14 protein-coding genes are annotated in these 14203 nt (G+C 67.6%); 4 read left to right on the top strand and 10 right to left on the bottom strand.

All coding sequences use genetic code 11. From position 1 onward, the window contains the following. Nucleotides 1–92: 92 nt before the first annotated feature. A complete protein-coding gene (locus tag WCJ52_RS01615; RefSeq protein ID WP_336901543.1) occupies nucleotides 93–482 on the top strand; it encodes a hypothetical protein in 390 nt (129 codons plus the stop codon). 16 nt (nucleotides 483–498) lie between these two features. On the opposite strand, the gene WCJ52_RS01610 is transcribed toward WCJ52_RS01615, so the two are convergent. From WCJ52_RS01610 to WCJ52_RS01570, 9 genes are all read right to left on the bottom strand, one after another. Next, entirely contained in the window at nucleotides 499–1449 is a 951-nt protein-coding gene (locus WCJ52_RS01610) for a nitronate monooxygenase (RefSeq protein WP_336901542.1), read from the bottom strand. Nucleotides 1450–1522: 73 nt separating this feature from the next. Further along, the gene (locus WCJ52_RS01605; protein ID WP_336901541.1) at nucleotides 1523–2632 is read right to left on the bottom strand and encodes an S-(hydroxymethyl)glutathione dehydrogenase/class III alcohol dehydrogenase; all 1110 of its coding nucleotides are present in this window, start codon (nucleotides 2630–2632) and stop codon (nucleotides 1523–1525) included. A gap of 63 nt (nucleotides 2633–2695) precedes the next feature. Continuing rightward, nucleotides 2696–3169 carry a hypothetical protein gene (locus tag WCJ52_RS01600; protein ID WP_336901540.1) on the bottom strand — a complete coding sequence of 158 codons (474 nt, stop codon included), beginning with the start codon at nucleotides 3167–3169 and terminating at the stop codon, nucleotides 2696–2698. A 57-nt stretch (nucleotides 3170–3226) separates the two neighbouring features. Next, a complete protein-coding gene (locus tag WCJ52_RS01595; protein WP_336901539.1) occupies nucleotides 3227–3760 on the bottom strand; it encodes a response regulator in 534 nt (177 codons plus the stop codon). A 282-nt stretch (nucleotides 3761–4042) separates the two neighbouring features. Further along, the gene (locus WCJ52_RS01590; protein WP_336901538.1) at nucleotides 4043–5182 is read right to left on the bottom strand and encodes a hypothetical protein; all 1140 of its coding nucleotides are present in this window, start codon (nucleotides 5180–5182) and stop codon (nucleotides 4043–4045) included. A 14-nt stretch (nucleotides 5183–5196) separates the two neighbouring features. Beyond that, entirely contained in the window at nucleotides 5197–5601 is a 405-nt protein-coding gene (locus WCJ52_RS01585) for an OB-fold domain-containing protein (protein WP_336901537.1), read from the bottom strand. 148 nt (nucleotides 5602–5749) lie between these two features. Then, the gene (locus WCJ52_RS01580; protein WP_336901536.1) at nucleotides 5750–6178 is read right to left on the bottom strand and encodes a hypothetical protein; all 429 of its coding nucleotides are present in this window, start codon (nucleotides 6176–6178) and stop codon (nucleotides 5750–5752) included. Then, nucleotides 6175–7203, bottom strand: a complete 1029-nt coding sequence (locus WCJ52_RS01575) for a phosphotransferase family protein (RefSeq protein WP_336901535.1) — start codon at nucleotides 7201–7203, stop codon at nucleotides 6175–6177. The genes WCJ52_RS01580 and WCJ52_RS01575 overlap by 4 nt, the downstream gene beginning before the upstream one ends. Before the next feature lie 4 nt (nucleotides 7204–7207). Then, nucleotides 7208–8512: a cytochrome P450 gene (locus WCJ52_RS01570; protein ID WP_336901534.1), complete on the bottom strand. Its 1305-nt coding sequence runs from the start codon at nucleotides 8510–8512 to the stop codon at nucleotides 7208–7210. A 148-nt stretch (nucleotides 8513–8660) separates the two neighbouring features. On the opposite strand from WCJ52_RS01570, the gene WCJ52_RS01565 reads away from it, so the two are divergent. The 3 genes from WCJ52_RS01565 (at nucleotide 8661) to WCJ52_RS01555 (ending at nucleotide 12178) form a co-directional block, all read left to right on the top strand. Further along, complete coding sequence (locus tag WCJ52_RS01565) at nucleotides 8661–9746, top strand: hypothetical protein (RefSeq protein ID WP_336901533.1); 1086 nt, start codon at nucleotides 8661–8663, stop codon at nucleotides 9744–9746. 100 nt (nucleotides 9747–9846) lie between these two features. Beyond that, on the top strand, nucleotides 9847–10809 hold the full coding sequence (locus WCJ52_RS01560; RefSeq protein ID WP_336901532.1) for a MoxR family ATPase: 963 nt from the start codon (nucleotides 9847–9849) through the stop codon (nucleotides 10807–10809). Nucleotides 10810–10816: 7 nt separating this feature from the next. Next, nucleotides 10817–12178: a VWA domain-containing protein gene (locus WCJ52_RS01555; RefSeq protein WP_336901531.1), complete on the top strand. Its 1362-nt coding sequence runs from the start codon at nucleotides 10817–10819 to the stop codon at nucleotides 12176–12178. Nucleotides 12179–12200: 22 nt separating this feature from the next. On the opposite strand, the gene WCJ52_RS01550 is transcribed toward WCJ52_RS01555, so the two are convergent. Further along, nucleotides 12201–14203, bottom strand: a 2003-nt coding sequence (locus tag WCJ52_RS01550; protein WP_336901530.1) for a molybdopterin cofactor-binding domain-containing protein, incomplete at its 5' end; no start/stop codon positions are given.

Genomic DNA, 14203 nt, shown 5'->3' with positions numbered 1-14203 from the left:
AGAACAGACCCGAAACTTACGTCCGTTTCTGGCGTAGTGCCAGCGCATTCTCAATCCGTACCCCGGCGCGACCCCATGGAAAGGTCCCTCAGATGCAGAATGTCCAGTCTATCCGCCCCGCCCGCTCCGACCTCGCCTTCCGCTTCGGCGACCGACGGCCCCTGCGGCCGGCGACCCCCGCCATGATCGACGAGGTGATCCGGCACGCGGACTGCGCTGAACGGCTGTCCGGAGGGCGGCTCCGGCTGCGCCTGTCTGCGGCGATGGCGCAGGACCTGGTCCGCCAGGGACGCCTGGAGGCGGCCGACCTGCGCCTCTGCGACCTGACGGTGGTCTGGGACGAGGGCCAGGGCCAGGTGATCCTGGTCCGGGACGACGCCCGCCTGCGCGAGGCCTCGGTCCGCTGGGCTGAATGGGACGCCCTGTGGGACGAGGCCAGCTATGCCGAGGCGCCCGCGCCCCGGGCCGCCCTCGCGGCCTGAGGCGATCGGCCCCGCCTCAGGCGCGGGTCCGGGCGTACCGCGACGACAGGCTGTCCATGAGGGTCTCGAACTCCTCCACGATCTCCGAGATGATCTGGGCGACGGGTTTCACGGAATCGATCCGGCCGGCCACCTGGCCCGAAAGGGCGATGGAGGCCTCCATGTCGCCGCCGAAGTAGAGCTCCTGGGAACGCCGGAACTCTGGTGCGACGCCGTTCTCGCCGGGCTCCTTCTCCAGGAGGGTCGTCTTTTCGGTGCGTAGCGCCCGGCAGGCCGGACCCGGGCCGAAGCGGTTCAGGAAGACCGTGTCAGTTTCCTTCGCCTCGACGATGGCGGTCTTCCAGTTCTGGTGCACAGGGCTCTCGGCGGCCGAGACCATCCGGGTGCCCATCTGAACGCCCTCGGCGCCCAGGGCGAAGGCCGCCGCCATGCTGCGTCCGTCTGAAATCCCGCCCGCCGCCACGATGGGCACGTCCAGCCTGGAGCAGACCAGGGGCAGGAGGACCATGGTGGAGACATCCCGGGAACTCTTGAAGCCCCCGCCCTCGCCGCCCTCGACCACCAGGCCGTCGACGCCGGCATCGATGGCCTTGATGGCCGCCGCCAGGGACGGCACCACGTGGAAGACTGTCAGCCCCGCAGCCTTCAGGGCGGCGCAGTATCGGTTCGGATCCCCCGCGGAGGTGGTGACGAACTTCACCCCCTGGTCGACGACGAAGGAAACGATGTCGGGGTCGCGGACATAGGCCTGGGCGATGTTCACGCCGAAGGGCTTGTCGGTGAGCCCCTTCATCTTCTGGATCTCCTCGCGGACGGCGGGCAGGTCTCCGGACGAGGTCTCAATGATCCCCATTCCGCCAGCATTGGAGACCGCAGAGGCGAGGGCCGAGCGGGCGATCCACCCCATGGGCGCCTGGATGATGGGATACTGGATACCGAGCATGTCGGTAATGCGGGTCTTGATCATGGGAATTCCCCCCTGGGGATCCTGGCCCCCCAAAAATGAATAGAAATGACCGAAGGGCCGACGGCCCCCGGGCTCAGAAAACGACGACGCTGCGGATGCTCTCCCCGGCGTGCATAAGGTCGAAGGCCCGGTTGATCGCCTCGAGCGGCAGGACATGGGTGATCATGGGGTCGATCTGAATCTTGCCCTCCATGTACCAGTCGACAATCGTTGGGACGTCGGTCCGGCCCCGGGCGCCGCCAAAGGCCGTGCCCTTCCAGACGCGTCCGGTCACGAGCTGGAACGGCCGGGTGGAGATCTCCCGGCCCGCCTCGGCCACGCCGATGATGATGCTCTCGCCCCAGCCACGATGACAGGCCTCGAGCGCCTGGCGCATGACGTCGGTATTGCCCGTGCAGTCGAAGGTGTAATCGGCACCGCCATCCGTCAGGGCCACCAGGTGCTGCACGAGGTCGCCCTCGACCTTTTTCGGGTTCACGAAATCGGTCATGCCGAACCGACGGCCCCAGGCCTCCCGGTCAGGGTTGATATCGACGCCGATGATCTTTCCGGCCCCCACCAGGCGCGCGCCCTGGAGGACATTGAGGCCGATCCCGCCTAGGCCGAAGACGATGACGGTGGCCCCGGCCTCGACGCCGGCCGTATTCACCACCGCACCGACCCCGGTGGTAACGCCGCAACCGATGTAGCAGGCCTTGTCGAAGGGGGCGTCAGGCCGGATCTTCGCCACTGCGATCTCGGGCAGGACGGTAAAGTTCGAGAAGGTCGAGCAGCCCATATAGTGGGCGATGGCCTGGCCCCGGTAGGAAAACCGGCTGGTCCCGTCCGGCATGAGGCCCTTGCCCTGGGTCCCACGGATGGCGGTGCAGAGGTTGGTCTTGCGCGACAGGCAGCTTTTGCACTGGCGGCATTCGGGGGTGTAGAGCGGGATCACGTGATCCCCCGGCCTGACGCTGGTGACCCCAGGCCCGATCTCCACGACCACGCCGGCCCCTTCGTGCCCCAGGATCGATGGGAAGATCCCCTCGGAGTCCAGGCCATCCAGGGTGTAGGCATCCGTATGGCAGACGCCCGTGGCGCGGATTTCCACGAGGACCTCGCCGGCACGGGGGCCTTCGAGGTCGACCTCGACGATCTCCAGGGGGCGCTTGGCCTCGAAGGCGACTGCGGCGCGGGTCTTCATGGGGGGCCTCCGGCGGAACTGGCCTGATCTTGGCAGGCCGGGTCTGCCCGGTCCACCCGGCGATCAGCCCTTGGCGGCCTTGCGGCTGACCTTCTTGAGGCCTGCCAGGATCAGTTCGGTGCCCTGGGGGTCGCGGATGCCCTCGGTCTTCAAGAGCAGCTGGAAGGTCGCCAGGTGAACCTGGACCGACTTGTCGCCCCAGTCGCCGGAGGTCCGGTAATAGTCCAGCAGGTCGGCGAGGCTCACCAGCATGGCGTCAATGGCCCGGTCCTTGCCGGCGGTCGGCAGGCCGATGGCACCGTTAATCAGGTCGTAGAAGGCGCTCACCACCAGGGCGTCGAACTTGCCGTCAGCCCGGGCATAGAAAGTCTCGGCCTTGGCCAGGACCCGGTTCAGCTCCTTCATGCTCTCGCCCTGCAGGGAGGCGAGCCCCTGCTCGGCATCGGCAATGGCTTGGCCCGCCGTCTTGCCACCGGGCATACGGATCAGCCGCCCCAGGGGGACGTCCGGCACATGGATCTTGGAGGACTCACTCATTCAACTCGACCTTATTTTACGCTACTGGCGCCGCCGCGAAAATCGCCGGACTCACCCCTAACCCTTCCCCGGGACGGCATCCTCTCTTCGCCGCCCGACGCCCACTTTTTCCGGAACCCCGGCTTCCTTGAACCGGCGGTCCGGACCCACGAACTTGTCACTCTCTACGAACCTGCGGCCCGTCCGCGCAACCCAGACAATGCGATCAAGCACGGCCTTTGGCGTCAACGGTTTGGCCATGACGATGTGTGCGCCGCAGTCCCTCGCGTTCGTCACCGCCGCTGCGGGCGTGTGGGCCGCCGTCAGCAGGACAGGCGCATAGCAGTTGGGCCGGATCCCCGAATTCCTGAGCCAATGGACGAAATCGTAACCGCCGCCGGAGGCCATGGCGTCGACGATCAGGAGGTCGAGTTCGGTCTCCCGTGCCACACTTTCGGCCTTGGCGACGCTGTCACACCGGTGAAGCTTCCGCGCCCCGAAACCGTTCATGACCTGAACCAGGATGGACATGCCGAGCGGGGTTTCCTCGAGCAACAGGATCGACACCTGCTCGAGGTTGAAGCGCGCACGTGGGTCCGACGAAAATCCCATAACCGCTCCGAGTCCGCCTCAGGACCACACTCACGATCCCTGAGGCCGGTACGCCCGTCCCAATCAGCTACCAAGCCGAGGTTAACAAGTTCTTCAGAGGTTGCGCAGGCGGGGACTCCAATACAACGGATCCCTGGCCAGCGCCGCCGGGACCACCGGCGCAGACCCCATCGAACATTCTCCTACAGCCGACGGGGTTTCCGGCGGCCAAGGCCAGCCTGAGCCGCGCTTATGCTGCACTCGGAGATTGCAGCATAAGCGCGGTAAAGCTTTGGAACTCGCCTATTTTTCGTTGGTAAAGATGATGGTCCCCGAGGCGGCGAACATGCCGCCAACCCCATGGGCGATGCTGATCTTCGCATCCTGGACCTGGGCCGCCGCCGTTCCGCGCATCTGCCGGACGCTCTCCTGCAGGGCGTACATGCCGTACATGCCTGAGTGCATGTAGGACAGGCCGCCACCGTTCGTGTTGAGCGGCAGCTTGCCGCCGATGGCGGTGTTGCGCTCGCGGATGAAGTCCTTGGCCTCGCCCGGCTTGCAGAAGCCGAGGTCCTCCAGGCCATACAGGGGCAGGTGGGCGAAGGCGTCGTAGATCATCAGGTGGTCGACGTCGGCATGGGTGATGCCGGCCTCGTCAAAGGCCTTCTTGCCTGAGATCTTGAAGGCAGTGGACGAGGTGAAGTCGTACATCTGCGAGATCATGGGCGTCTCGACGCTTTCCCCTGTGCCCAGGATGTAGACGGGCTTCTGCGGGAAGTCCTTCGCCCGGTCGGCGCTGGTCAGGATGAGGGCGCCGCCACCGTCGGTGACAAGGCAGCACATCAACATCCGGAAGGGCCAGGCGATCATCGGCGAGTTCAGGACGTCGTCGACGGTGATCGGGTCCTTGAAGCTCGCCCGGGGGTTGAGGGCCGCCCATTCCCGCTGGATCACGGCCACATTGGCCAGGTCGGCCTCGGTCGCCCCGAAGGTCTTCATGTAGCGCAGGACCGGGATGGTGAACATGGTAGGCGGGCTGGTGACGCCGTAGGGCATCTCGAACTGCCCCATGAGGCTGGACGGCGAGCGGCCGAAGCCACCAGAACCCACCCGGCTGCGGCCGGACTCCCCATGGGTGATGAGGATGGTCTTGGCCAGGCCGGCGTTGATGGCCGCCGCCGCATGCCGGACGTGCAGCATGAAGGAGCAACCGCCCACACTGGTGCCGTCCGCATAGGTCGGTTTGATGCCCAGATAGTGGGCCAGTTCGACCGGGGAGATCCCCGCCGTGGCGACGCCATCAATGTCGGAGGGCCTGAGGCCGGCGTCCGCCATCGCGTTGAGGGCGGCATCCGCGTGGAGGCCGATCACGGAGACGTCCGGGATCTTGCCCATCTTGGTGGTCTCGGCAGCGCCGACGACCGCAACAGAATTCTGCATCATGGTCGGGTTCCGCCTCAGGACTGCGCCGGCTCGAAGAGCGGCAGGGAAATGTCATCGGTCTGCTTCTCGAACCTGACCTTGACGGCCATGTCGAGGACCAGGGCCTCGGGAGTCTGGGGGCAGCCCACGATGTTGGTCATCAGGGTCGGGCCTTCATCGAGCTTCACCACGGCGATGGCGTAGGGCTCGGTCCCCATGTCCGGGCGAGGCCGGTGATTGATCACGTAGGACCAGAGGACTCCCCGGCCGCTGGCCGCGTAGACCTCGACCTTGCGGGAGGCGCAGGACGGACAGAAGGCCCTGGGCGGGAAATAGGTGGTCTTGCATTCGGTGCAGCGCTGCAGGCGGAGTTCGCCATCGCGGCACCCGTCCCAGAAATGCCGGGTCTCCGGTGTGGGTTCGGGCAGGATGCGGGCCATTCGGAAATCGTCCCCTTGAACTTGGGCCAGTATGGGCGGCCGGTATTGGCGTGAAGCGCCCGCCGAAGGGCGGGGCCCCGCAAAATGGCGGGATGCACAAGAAAGCCCAGCCCGGTCGGGTTGTCGATAGCGCGCGACTGGGCAAGGCCTAGGCCAGGGCAGAGGACATCCGGCGCCGGTCGGTGGACAGGCGTAGTTCCTGCCAGATCCGGGACTCCAGGGCCCGGGCCTCCGGGGAGTCCTCGGCCTCGACGTCCGCCTGCAGGGCGATGAGTCCGGCCCGAAGCCGGGCGTTCGCGGCGGAAAGGACCGAGATCGTCAGGTCGCTGTCCTCGGCCCCGGCGAGTGCGGCATCCGGGCCCGTATAGTCTCCGGCGTCGGCCAGCAGGGCGCGCAGGGCACGGTTCTCCTCCACCAGGCGCTGGGCGGCACCATCCCAGGCCTCCGCCGCCATGCCCAGCAGGGCCGCCGAGAGGCTGAGGGCACCGGCGCGCTCGGCGGGGTCCAGGTCCGGGGCGGCGTTGCGGGCGACGAGGCCCGCGAGTTCGGCGAGGACGGCGGGAATGTCGGGCTTCACAGGTGACCCATGACCTTGAGGATGGCGCGGTCCTGGGGGTTCTGCATGCCCCAGGCGGGCAGGACCATGATCGGCTCGCGGTTGCCGCCGTCGATCCAGGCCCGGGCCGAGGAGATCCAGATCGCCTGGCCCTTCACGCAGTTGAAGAGAGTCCACCAGTGGACAGCGGCGGGATCGGCCCGGAGGCCGCTGGCCGCCTCCCAGTAGGCGATGGCGACACCGTCAGGGACGAGGCCGCCGGCGAGGTCGCGCTTGAAGTTCCAGACAGGATTGAGGCTCCAGCCCAGGTCCTCGAGAGGGTCACCAAGGTGGGCCATCTCCCAGTCCAGGACGCCATGGATGTCGCCCTGGCGGTCATAGAGGAAGTTGCCGGTCCGGAAGTCGCCGTGCACGACGCCGATCCTCTGGGCGGGGGGCGGCGGATTCGCCCTCAGCCAGCGGATAGCGGCCCGGGCGATGGGCAGGGGCTCGGCTTCGTCCGCGTCCAGCACGGTCTCCCACATGTCCAGCTCCCGGACCCAGCAGCCCTCGGGCTCAGGGGGCGGCATGACGCGGTCAAGGCCCAGGGCGAAGGGATCGGCCCGGGCGATCTCGCCCAGGATGGACCATTTGTTCCGCGCCAGGGTCTCGTGGGCGGCGAGATAGGCCTCGGTCCAGAGCAGGGCCGGGGCCGCCTCGTACCCGGTGATCTCCGCCGCCACGGAGAAGGGCAGGTCCAGGGCTTCGGTCCCCTCCTCCAGCCAGATCATCTCGGGCACCGGGACCTTCGAGCCGAAGAAGGCGCGGTAGGCCTCGAACTCGACCCGGCGCTCGGTGTCGATGAGGCTGACCGGGGGATCCCGGCGCAGGATCATCCGGCGCTCCCTGGGCGCGCCGTCCTCGGTCCAGGTCAACCGGAACCTGTAGGTCTGGCGCGAGGCACCCCCGGAGATCCGGGACAGGTCGCGGACCTCGACGCCAGTGGCCGCCGGCATGCGGCGGGCCGCATAGGCCGCCAGCCGGGGCGCGAGGTCCGCAGAGCTCACCGTTTCAGGCCATCTCGAATCGGACGGGCAGGGTCTTGGGGCCGTTGACGAAGACCGCCTGGCTCAGGGCCGGCTCGCCGTCGAGCTCAAGGGACTTCAGGCGTGGGATCAGCTCCTCCCAGAGGATGCGCATCTCCATCTTGGCCAGGTGCTGGCCGAGGCAGAGGTGGGCACCGTAACCGAAGGCCAGGTGCTTGTTGGGCGAGCGGTCGACCCTGAACTCGTCGGGATCTTCGAAGACGGCTGCGTCGCGGTTACCGGAGGCATAGCAGAGCATCAGCCAGTCGCCCTTGGACATGGCCCGCCCACCGATCTCGGTGTCGGCTGACACGGTGCGCATGAAGGTCTTCACCGGCGTGGTCCAGCGAATGGACTCGTCCACCAGGCCGGGGATCAGCGAGGGGTTCGCCTTGAGCTTGGCCAGCTCATCGGGCCGCTCCGCCAGGGCCCAGAAGGCGCCCGCGGTCGAGGAAGAGGTGGTGTCGTGGCCCGCCGTCGCGACGATGATGTAATAGCTCATCGCCTCGAGTTCGGAGATGGGCCGGCCGTCGATCTGGGCGTTGGCGATCACACTGGCCAGGTCGTTGCGGGGCGAGGCCCGGCGGTCAGCGGACAGGGCGTTGAAGTAGTTGAAAAAGTCGGTGATCACCCCAAGGTCCATCCGGCGGCCTTCGCCAGTGACGTCAGTGGGGATGGACTTGGCGTCGCTGCTGGCGGCCCGGCTGAGTTCGGGGTCGGTGGCGCCGAACAGTTCCTGGGTGAGGGTCAGCATCCGCGGCTCGTCCGCTTCCGGAACGCCGAGGATCTCCATCACCACGTGCAGGGGGAAGTGCAGGGCGACCTCCCGGACGAAGTCGCAGCGTCCGCCCGTGGCGGCCATCTTGTCCACCGAGGCCCGGGCGATTTCGCGGATGCGGGTCTCCAGGCTACGCAGGTTCTGGGGCATGAACCAGGCCTGGGTCAGGGCGCGGTACTTGGGATGGTCCGGCGCATCCATGTGGATGAGGGTGCGCAGCAGGTGCGGGCTGCCCCCCATCATCTCGCGGATCCGGGCGTCCCCCTCCTGGCTGACCAGGGTCGGCGACTTGTCCCCACTCAGGAACAGGTCGTTCTGCCGGCTGATCTCCAGGATGTCCGCGTGACGGGTGACCACCCAGAAGGGATCGACGCCCTCAATCTCCGCGCGCCCCAGGGGCTGGTTTGACCTCAGCCAGTCATAGGTCCGGAAGACCCGACCGTCGGCATAGGCGACGGGGTCCACCAGGTTACGGGCATGGTCGTCGGGTATGCGCACGTTGGCTTCGGCCATTTCGTCCTCCAGGGGCGGCCTGGCGGCGGAGGTCCGCCGGGAGGTGTCGCCTTGTCCCGATGCAACTGATACTTCGACCGGCAAGGCGTCCGCAAGCGGCGCCCAGACAGGACAGTCAAGGTGGGCCCCGGCCCGCGGAGGAGGGCACATGCTGACCAAGGGCGACGACTATCCGATTCACCAGACCCCGGAGCCCATCGCCTTCTCGGGAACGGACCGGAACTTCTACGATCGTTACTTCTTCAACGGCTATCAGCCGGACGGAACCGAGTTCTTCGCCGTCGCCTTCGGCGTCTATCCGCACCTGAACGTCGCCGATGCCCATTTCTCGGTGATCCGCGACGGGGTGGAGCACTGCCTGCACGCCTCGCGCCTCCTGAACATGGAGCGCATGGACATCTCGGCGGGGCCGATCCGCATTGAGGTGGTCGAGCCCCTGAAGACTCTCCGGGTCATTGTCGAAGCGAGCCACGGGATCGCTGCCGACCTGACCTTCGAGGGCAGGTCCTTCCCGATCGAGGAGCCCCGTTTCGTCTACCGGAACGGGCCCCGGGCCTTCATGGATTACACCCGGCTGACCGTGAACGTCAGGGTGTCCGGGTGGATCGAGGTGGACGGCGTGCGCCGGGTCCTGGCACCCGGCTCGGTCGGCACCCGGGACCGGTCCTGGGGCATCCGGCCCATCGGGGCCCCCGACCCGCAGCCTGTGGTCCCCAACCGGATCCCCAGCTTCTTCTGGCAATGGACCCCGCTGAACTTCGAGGACCGCAGCGTCTTCTTCCACGTCAACGCCGATCCTGACGGCGCGCCCTGGAACACCCGGGCGGTCATCGCGCCTGATGGGGCGGGCCCCGGCGGCGGACGGCACACCGGTGAGGCCGCCATGGAGGACGTGGTGATGATCCCGGGGACCCGGCAGATCGCCAGCGCCACCCTCAGCATTCCCCTCGCCCAGGGGGCGGCCAAGGTGGCCTTCCAGCCCTTCCTGACCTTCCTCATGCGGGGCATTGGCTACGGCCATCCCGAGTGGCGACACGGCGGCTACAAGGGCGAGCTCGCCGTGGAGCGCGAGGACATCGCGCTTTCGGGCGTGGACTTCCAGCGCCCCGAGAACCTCCACATCCAGGCCTTGTCTCACGTCACCCTTACCCTGCCGGGGGAGGCGCCCGTGCGCGGCATGGGCGTGTTCGAGCAGCTTATCCTGGGTCCCTACAGGCCTTATGGGTTCGGCTGACCGCATTCAGAGCTTGCCCCGCCCCGTCCGCCACGGGCAAGCTACCCATATTGTTTCTCGTTCCGGCGGAATTACGCCGCAGTTTCTGAAAGTCTGAACTTTGACCTCTTCCGCCGAAGCCGCCTTCGACGCCGCACAGTCCCCGCACTTCGCCTCCATCGACGCCCTGGTCTCAGGCCTTGCCGAGGTGGGCTACATCGCCTCCCGGCGGATCGCGACTTCGCTCTACATGGCCGTCCGCCTGCAGAAACCGATTCTGGTGGAGGGTACGGCGGGGGTAGGCAAGACCGAGCTTGCCCTCTGTACCGCAGCCCTGCTGGGCCAGCCCCTGATCCGGATGCAGTGCTACGAGGGCCTGGACGAGTCCAAGGCCCTCTACGAGTGGAAGTACGGCAAGCAGCTCCTCTACACCCAGATCCTCAAGGACCGGATGGGCGTGGCCCTGGCGGATGCCCCGGACATGGACGCGGCCATGGACCGGCTGCACGGCATGGGAGACCTGTTCTTCTCCGAGCCCTTCCTCGAGCCCCGGCCGCTCATGAAGGCCCTTCAGGAACCGACCGGCTGCGTCCTTCTGATCGACGAGATCGACAAGTCTGATGAGGCCTTCGAGGCCTTCCTGCTGGAGGTGCTGTCGGCCTATCAGGTGTCCATTCCCGAGATCGGGGTCCTGAAGGCCGAGACGCCGCCCATCGTCTTCCTGACGTCGAACAATGTCCGCGACCTGGGCGACGCCCTGAAGCGGCGGTGCCTGCACCTGCACATCCCCCTGCCCGACGCCGCCCTTGAGAAGAAGATCGTCGCCAGCAGGGTGCCGGGGATCGAGGCGCGGCTCACCGCCCAGCTCGTGGACTTCGTCCAGTCCCTGCGCGGCCTTGACCTGCGCAAGTCGCCCTCCATCTCGGAGACCGTCGATTGGGCCCGGGCCCTGATCCTGCTCAACGCCGACGCCCTCGAGGGCGAGGTGGTTCGCGACACCCTGAACGTGCTGCTGAAGTTCGAGCAGGACATCGTCGCCGTCGAGCCCCAGATCGCCGAGCTCATCCGCCAGGCCGGAGCCTGAGCCTCCGGTGCAGACGGCGCTCGAGGATTTCTTCCGGGCCCTGAGGGCAGCGGATGTTCGGGTCTCCCCGGTCGAGGCGATCGATGCCCACCGCACGGTGGATGTCGTGGGCTTCGCCGACCGCGAACTGTTCCGCGACGCCCTTTGCGCGACCCTCGCCAAGACCGCCGCCGAGGTGACGCGGTTCGAAGCGGTGTTCGACACCTTCTTCGACCGGCGTTCCCAGGCCCCGCCTCCAGTGGCCCCGCCCGAGGGCCAGGGCGACCCGATGGAGGGCCTGCCCCCGGAGGCGCAGGAGTCTGACCTGGCGCGCATGTTGATGGCGGGCGACGGTGCCGCCCTCGCCCAGGCCATGGAGGCGGCGGCAGAACGGGCGGAGGTCTCCCGGATCCGGCTTTCGACCCAGCGCGCACGACTGTCCCGCCGGCTCCTCGAGGAGATGGGGCTTTCGGAGATCGAGCGCATCCTCGCCGCGGCGCGGCGGCTGGGGGGACCGGGCGAGGCCGGAGCCGAACGGCTCGACGCGGCGCGCAAGGCCCTCGCGGCCCAGGCGGCGGCCTATGTCGAGCGCCAGCACGAGCTCTACGCCTCAGGCAGCGGCAAGCGGCTGCGCGAGGAAATGCTGGCGCGGAAGGCGCTGAACGCCGAGGGCGGCATCGATCCGGTAGACCAGGCCATGATGCAGGCCCTGGTGAAGCGGATGGCCAAGCGGCTCGCAGATCGCTACTCGCGACGCCGCAATGTCGCCTGGACGGGTCACCTGGATGTCCGGCGGACCCTCAGGAAATCGATGGGCTATGGGGGCATGCCCTTTGACATCGTCTTCAAGACCAAGAAGGTCGACAAACCTTCGATCGTCGCCATCTGCGACGTCTCCAAGTCGGTGGCCGCCGCAGCCCAGTTCCTCCTGACCTTCCTGTACTCCCTGAACGAGGTCGTCGACCGGCTTGAGGCCTTCGCCTTCTCCGGGCGGCTGATCAGCGTCAATGGAGTGCTCGACGACCATCCCGTCGAGACCGCGATCTTCGAGGTTCTGAAGCAGATCGGCTTCCAGCAGACTGACTACGGCAAGTCGCTGGAGGATTTCGCCGACCAGCACATGGACCGCATCGACCGGCACACCACGGTGATCATCCTGGGCGATGCGCGGTCGAACTATGCCAACCCCCGCCTCGACATCCTGGCCACGATCCAGAAGCGGTCCCGGGCGGTCATCTGGCTGAACCCCGAGCCGGAAAGCTACTGGAGCCAGGGGGACAGCGTGATGAACCGCTACGAGCGGTTCTGCCACGTGGCCAAGACCTGCAATACGCTCGAGCAGCTCGAACGCATCATCGAGGACGTCCTGCGGACCTACATTCCGCACTGATCCCCTACGGGAGCCGTTTGGTTCAGCCGGCCACGAGCAGGGCCGGATCGACGGGAAGCCGGCGGACCCGCTTTCCGGTGGCCGCGAAGATGGCGTTGCACAGGGCCGGCGGGGCTGGCGGCAGGGCCGGCTCGCCGAGTCCGGTGGGCGGATTGTCGGACAGGACGAAATGGACCTCGACCGGGGGCGCATCGGCCATCCGCATCAGACGATAGCTATCGAAGTTACCCTGCACGACGGCACCGCCCTCGAGGGTGATTTCCTGCCCCAGGGCGGCGGAGAGGCCGTCGAGCACCGCGCCTTGCACCTGGTTGATCGCCCCGGAAGGGTTGACGATCTGCCGGCCGACATCCCCGGCCACCCAGACCTTCTCGACCCGGATCCGCCCGTCATCCGCCACCCGGACCTGGACGACCTCTGCGAAGTAGCCGAGGTGGCTGAAGTGGAAGGCGACGCCCTGGCCCTGTCGCGGTGCCATGCGAGTGCGCCCCCAGCCGGAGACCTCAGCGACCTTCTGCAGGACCCCGCGCATCCGGCCGGCGTCATATCCGTCCCGGCCTGGCGTTCCCACCATCCCCTGCTCGCCCATGAGCTTGAGTCGGAAGGCCAGTGGATCGGTACCCGCCGCATGCGCCAGCTCGTCGAGGAACCCCTGGACGGCGAAAGCGATGCCGTTGGACCCCGGCGCGCGCAGGGGTCCGGTCGGGGTGGGACTGGGCAGGACGGAAAGTCCGTAGCGGAAATTCGGCACGAAACGGGCGGGAAACTCGGTGGGGGACATGCCGGCCGACCGCGCCGTCTGCACGCCCTGTCCCGGGGTCAGGAAGTGGTCGTGCCAGGCCACCAGCTGGCCAGAGGCGTCCAGCCCACCCTCGAACTTGTGCCACCCGGCCGGGCGGTAGAAGTCGTGGCGGATATCGTCCTCGCGGGTCCAGAGGAGCTTGACCGGCGCGCCGGCCTCGCGGGCGATCCAGGCGGCCTCGACCATGTAATCGTTCGACAGGCGCCGACCGAATCCACCGCCGCAGCGGACCATGTGCACGGTGATGTCCTCGGGCCGGATGCCCAGAGTCTTGGCCACGAGCTGCCGGCCGGACTCGGGGTTCTGGGTCGGTGCCCAGATTTCCATGCGGCCGTTGTTGAAGTGCGCCGTGCAGTTCTGCGGCTCGAGGGCAACATGGGCCAGGTAGGGATAGTGGTAGGTCGCCTCGATCCGCCGGGCGGCGCCCTTCAGGGCGGCATCCACGTCGCCGTCATGCCGCTCGATCCGGTCCACGCTCCACTTGGCGGTTGAGGCCATCCGGGCCTCCAGGTCGCGGCTGGACAGGCCCGGCTCGCCGGGCGCCTTCCATCGGATATTGAGGCGGTCCCGTCCCTTGCGGGCCTGCCACCAGGTATCCGCGACGACGGCCACTCCGGGGGACAGGGCATCTGGCGCCCCTGCGCCTTCGACCTTGAAGGCCTTGCGCACGCCCTTCACGGCCCGGGCGGCGTCGAGGTCGACCGCCTCCACACCCGCTCCGAAGACCGGTGCCTTCTCGAAGGTGGCGAACAGCATGCCGGGCACGACGACATCGATTCCGAACAGGGGCTTGCCGGTGACGATGGACGGCGTGTCCACCTGGGCCATGGGCCGGCCGATGATGCGGAAGTCCTTCGGGTCCTTGAGCTTGAGGCTTCGCGGATCTGGCGCTGGCAGGGTCGATGCGGCCGCGGCGAGCGACCCGTAGCTGGCGGAGCGGCCCGAGGCCTTGTGCACCACCCGCCCGGGCTCGGTGGAGCAGGTCGCGGGATCGACGCCCCAGGACTTGGCGGCGGCGGCGATCAGCAGGGCCCGCCCCGTGGCACCGACCCGGCGCAGCTCATCCCAGTGCAGGGGGGTCGACATGGACCCGCCAGCGAACTGGCGACCATAGAGGCCGGGATCGGAGTCCGCCTGGACGGTGCGCACCTTCGACCAGTCCGCATCCAGCTCCTCGGCGATCATCATGGGCATGGAGGTCTTCACCCCCTGGCCGATCTCGG

The sequence above is a fragment of the Phenylobacterium sp. genome (assembly GCF_037138395.1).
GTDB lineage: Bacteria > Pseudomonadota > Alphaproteobacteria > Caulobacterales > Caulobacteraceae > Phenylobacterium.
The sequence above is the reverse complement of the archived record's forward strand: the minus strand, read 5'-3'. Positions and strand labels throughout refer to the sequence as shown.

What these genes read in the sequence shown, in the direction of transcription:
- WCJ52_RS01615 (WP_336901543.1), top strand. Translation starts at nt 93, where the DNA reads ATGCAGAATGTCCAGTCTATCCGCCCCGCCCGCTCCGACCTCGCCTTC.
- WCJ52_RS01610 (WP_336901542.1), bottom strand. Translation starts at nt 1,449, where the DNA reads ATGATCAAGACCCGCATTACCGACATGCTCGGTATCCAGTATCCCATC.
- WCJ52_RS01605 (WP_336901541.1), bottom strand. Translation starts at nt 2,632, where the DNA reads ATGAAGACCCGCGCCGCAGTCGCCTTCGAGGCCAAGCGCCCCCTGGAG.
- WCJ52_RS01600 (WP_336901540.1), bottom strand. Translation starts at nt 3,169, where the DNA reads ATGAGTGAGTCCTCCAAGATCCATGTGCCGGACGTCCCCCTGGGGCGG.
- WCJ52_RS01595 (WP_336901539.1), bottom strand. Translation starts at nt 3,760, where the DNA reads ATGGGATTTTCGTCGGACCCACGTGCGCGCTTCAACCTCGAGCAGGTG.
- WCJ52_RS01590 (WP_336901538.1), bottom strand. Translation starts at nt 5,182, where the DNA reads ATGATGCAGAATTCTGTTGCGGTCGTCGGCGCTGCCGAGACCACCAAG.
- WCJ52_RS01585 (WP_336901537.1), bottom strand. Translation starts at nt 5,601, where the DNA reads ATGGCCCGCATCCTGCCCGAACCCACACCGGAGACCCGGCATTTCTGG.
- WCJ52_RS01570 (WP_336901534.1), bottom strand. Translation starts at nt 8,512, where the DNA reads ATGGCCGAAGCCAACGTGCGCATACCCGACGACCATGCCCGTAACCTG.
- WCJ52_RS01565 (WP_336901533.1), top strand. Translation starts at nt 8,661, where the DNA reads ATGCTGACCAAGGGCGACGACTATCCGATTCACCAGACCCCGGAGCCC.